Annotated in this window: 4 protein-coding genes; 3 read left to right on the forward strand and 1 reads right to left on the reverse strand. The window is 67.3% G+C overall.

All coding sequences use genetic code 11. From position 1 onward, the window contains the following. The first annotated feature begins 382 nt into the window (after positions 1-382). Positions 383-1,051, forward strand: coding sequence for a nitroreductase (locus AB0D59_RS51000; protein WP_362580039.1), 669 nt, complete (start codon positions 383-385; stop codon positions 1,049-1,051). 114 nt (positions 1,052-1,165) lie between these two features. Here the strand turns inward: AB0D59_RS51000 and AB0D59_RS51005 are convergent, their stop codons facing one another. Beyond that, positions 1,166-2,086 carry a sigma factor-like helix-turn-helix DNA-binding protein gene (locus AB0D59_RS51005; RefSeq protein WP_362580042.1) on the reverse strand — a complete coding sequence of 307 codons (921 nt, stop codon included), beginning with the start codon at positions 2,084-2,086 and terminating at the stop codon, positions 1,166-1,168. Positions 2,087-2,709: 623 nt separating this feature from the next. Between AB0D59_RS51005 and AB0D59_RS51010 the strand changes: the two genes are divergently transcribed. Together AB0D59_RS51010 and AB0D59_RS51015 are read left to right on the forward strand one after the other, a co-directional pair. Beyond that, a complete protein-coding gene (locus AB0D59_RS51010) occupies positions 2,710-3,009 on the forward strand; it encodes a DUF5133 domain-containing protein (RefSeq protein WP_362580044.1) in 300 nt (99 codons plus the stop codon). Positions 3,010-3,132: 123 nt separating this feature from the next. Then, entirely contained in the window at positions 3,133-3,783 is a 651-nt protein-coding gene (locus AB0D59_RS51015) for an NAD(P)H-dependent oxidoreductase (RefSeq protein WP_362580047.1), read from the forward strand. Positions 3,784-3,884 lie beyond the last annotated feature (101 nt).

The raw sequence follows: 3,884 nt of genomic DNA on the forward strand, positions 1-3,884 counted from the left end.
CACAGTCGGGTGCGTCGCCGCCGATGGGGACCGAACCACCCGCATCGATGCGACAGCCACGCAGTACGAACTTCGGGGCGGTCGGTGGCCTGCCCCCGGAACCGACAGCATCACCAACCCTCTGTAGCGGTGGCCAAGTCGGGGACACAGCGGCAGCGCCAACGGAGGCTGGGCAAGGCGTCCTGACCGCCTCGGATCGGGCCCCGGCACTGCCGAATGGGCCGAATACTCCAGGCCGACCCGCTGAGACCCGTCGCGAACCAGCCCTGGGCGATACCCCTTCTCCACAGGTGCCGCCCCACTCGCCTGAGATAGTATTGTCTGATACCGTTGACAACGCGACGGTTGCAGATGTAGCGGATAGAAAAGGGTGCAGGCGATCATGAATGTCTATGAAGCGGTCGCGAGTCGGCGCGCTGTGCGGGAATTCACCGACCAGCAGGTGCCGCGGGAGGTGCTGGAACGCGTGCTGTCCGCCGCGGCGTGGGCGCCGTCCGCATCGAATCTCCAACCGTGGCACGCCTACGTGCTGACCGGCCGACCACTGGCCGAGCTCAAAAAGCGCGCCGGCGAGCGCATAGCCGCAGGCGACCCCTGGGACGAGCCGGAGTACGAGCAGTACCCCCCGGCGCTCAAGAGCCCCTACCAGGAGCGCCGATCCGCCTTCGGCGAGCAGCGCTACGGCGCACTCGGCATTCCGCGTGCGGACCTGGAGGCGCGACAGAGGGCCTCTGCCGCGAACTGGGACTGCTTCGGGGCGCCCGCCGCCCTGTTCTGCTACATCGACCGCTGCATGGGCCGACCCCAGTGGTCCGACGTGGGCATGTACCTGCAGTCCGTCATGCTGCTGCTGCGCGCCGAAGGGCTGCACAGTTGCACGCAGATGGCCTGGGCCAAGTATCACAAAACCGTCACGGAGGTCCTGTCGCCCCCGGATGAGCTCCTCCTCTTCTGCGGCATGTCGATCGGGTACGAGGACGTCACGGCAAGCCAGCCCCGTATCGGCCGAGCGCCGCTTGAGGAGACAGTGACGTTCGTCGAGGGTTGCTGACACCGCCGGCGTCCGTGGGGGCGCTCTCGCCCGTCGGAGGGGACATCGGAAACGACATCCGCGATCGAGATGCCGCACAGCAACACCCAGAGGCGATCAGAGGCAGCCATCGCCTCACTGTGACGGGCGTCCGTGCGAGCCGGGGGCGCCCTGTGTGGGGAGCTGGTTCCAGGAGCGCAGCTTGTCGGGGTTGAGAACAACCCAGACCTGTGCGACACGGTGTTCGGCGATGTCGAGGCTGATGACGGCGGCGACCTGGTGGTCGTAGCGGGCGATGAGGCCGGTACGGCCATTGACGGACTGGGTGGTCAGAGTGGTGCGGGGGTGGTGGGCCAGGAGTGTCAGCAGGCTGTGAGCGACCTGACGGCTGCCGTGCACGGGCCTGCTGAGTGCGCGTACCTTGCCGCCGCCGTCGAAGAACGCCGTCGCGTCCGGACACAGCAACGACTCAAACAGTTCGGCATCCTCGTTCACGCAGGCCTGGCGGACGGTGCGGGCGAGGAGATCGTGCTCGTCCGGTGGGGTGGAGCGTGAGCGCTGCATCCGAATACTGTGCCGGGCACGATCGGCGAGCTCTTCGCACTCGGACTCCGGGCGTCCCACGATGTCGGCCACCGCACCGGAGGCCATGCCGAAGACGTCATTGAGGACGAACGCCGCCCGCTCGGCCGGCGACAGAGAGTCCAGCGCGTTCAGCAGAACCCGGCTGACCTCCTTCGCCAGGCTCGTCTGAGCTCCTTCGGCGTCTCCCGCCTTCGTGGGGTGCTCCTCCCTCCGGTCCCTCTGACCGGCCGCACCCCGGCGGGGGTGGGCAAGCACGCCCAGACAGATCGCGCCCGCGGTCTTCGCGAGCCAGTATCGGGGAGTCGCGATCTCTCCACGCTCCGCCTCGGACAGCCCGTACCACCGACGGTAGGTCTCACCGACGACGCTCTCCGCCTCACCGGAGCTGCCCAACATCCAGTAGGTGACTTCCAGCAGGTGCCGACGCTCGTCGAGCAACTCCGCGACCGGCACCGAGTCGGCATGGTCCATACGGCATCCTCCCCCTCACAAGGCACGGCACCACACCGGCCGCACACACTGATCCCGTCAACCTTCACGAGGGCTTCAGAGACTTCTGCCTGCCGATGGCAGGGTGCCGACACGCGGCCCGCGCCTCCGGCAAAGAGACTCCTGCAGTCCATGACTGAGTCCTCGCACACGACACACCTCCTTCATTCCTCGGCTCAATCCTTTGACCGGGCATGCACGCATCGTGTGACATCAGCCATCCCGCGCGGCTTCCACGGGCAATAGCCGACGGAGTGGTTACCGAACTCGCTCACGGCCCATCGGTCTGCCTCGTGCGCGAAGCTGATCCCGACCACGAAGGTGAACGGCTCGGCCGGCTCCGCCGCCGATCGCTCGGCGACCCAGCCGCGGAGGTCAGCCGCCGAGCCGATCCGGCTCCCGCCGCCGCCAGGCCGGCCCCGAGCCGTGCAACACGGCCGCGGCGGCGAAGCGTTGGAGTCGACCTCGTCACAGAAGCTGGGGGCAGCCGGTCTTCACTCAAGGCAGCGCCTGGCCCACGAAGGCAACCGAACGCTGCTGTCGCCAAGCGTGTTGTCGGTACGAGGTGCGGGTGTGACTCGAACGTCGAAAGAGAGGACCTTGCTGTGCTCGTTGTTCCGGATCCGAAGGTCGTCAGAAGGCTGCTGACCCGGTACGCGTCCCTGCGGATCGCACTCGCCGCAGGCGAGGGGCGGGAAGGTACACGTGAGCTTGAGGACGTGAGTTACACGCTGTGCATCACGATGGGAACCCGGAACGTGCACGAGGCCATAGCGGCCGCGGACACGCTGCTCGTGGCCCGGGTCAGGCGGAGCGGTCTCCCTGCGCCGGACAGCGAGGACGGTTTGTCGGCGGTCCCATCCGGCCGCTCGGTCCCCGTTGACGGATCCTGTATCACTCGCTAGAGGTCCGTGCCGGCCTGCCCCGTCGCAAGATCAAGGCATCCGTCTCGCTCGCGATGTTCTCATTCAATACCATTTCATGTTTGACTATCACCGAGCAATCAATCCTCTCCTGGGAGAAAACCCATGGCCACGTTGCTGCACATCGACTCGTCCGTATTCCCCGGCGAGGCTTCCTCGTCCCGCCGGGTCACCGCCACCTTCCGCAAGGCCTGGGAGGAACAGCAGCCGCAGGGCACGGTGATCTGTCGCGACCTCGCCGCCGACCCCGTCCCGCACATCACCGCCGACGCCTGGACCGCCGGTTACACCGCCCCCGCCGAGCGCACCCCTGAGCAGTCTGCGGCGTTCGCCGCACGCCTGAAGCTCATCGAGGAACTGGAGCAGGCGGACGCCATCCTGATCGGCGCCCCCATGTACAACTTCTCGATCCCCTCGACCCTCAAGGCGTGGCTGGACAGCGTGCTCCTCCTCGGCCGCACCGCGGGCGAGACGCCCTCCGCCCAAGGCACCCCGACCGTCGTCGTCGCCAGTCGCGGCGGCTCCTACGCTCCGGGCACCCCGCGCGAGGGCTACGACTTCGTCCAGAGCTACCTGGAGGCCGTCCTCAGGAACACCCTCGGCCTGGACCTCCACTTCATCGTTCCGGAACTCACCATGGCGCCTCGCAATCCGGCCATGTCCGAACTGGTCCCCCTGTACGAGACCTCCCGTAGGAGTGCCTTGGAGGACGCGGCCGCCAAGGCCAAGGAACTCACGGAAAGCCTCGCCGCGTAGAACACCCCGCACTGGACACCGTGTGGCGTGTCGACATGGGATGTCACACGGTGTCAGTGTCGCCTGCACCCTCGACCGAGACGGTGGCGCACGACGAAGTC

Source organism: Streptomyces sp. NPDC048417, from assembly GCF_040651615.1.
In the GTDB taxonomy this organism is placed as follows: domain Bacteria; phylum Actinomycetota; class Actinomycetes; order Streptomycetales; family Streptomycetaceae; genus Streptomyces.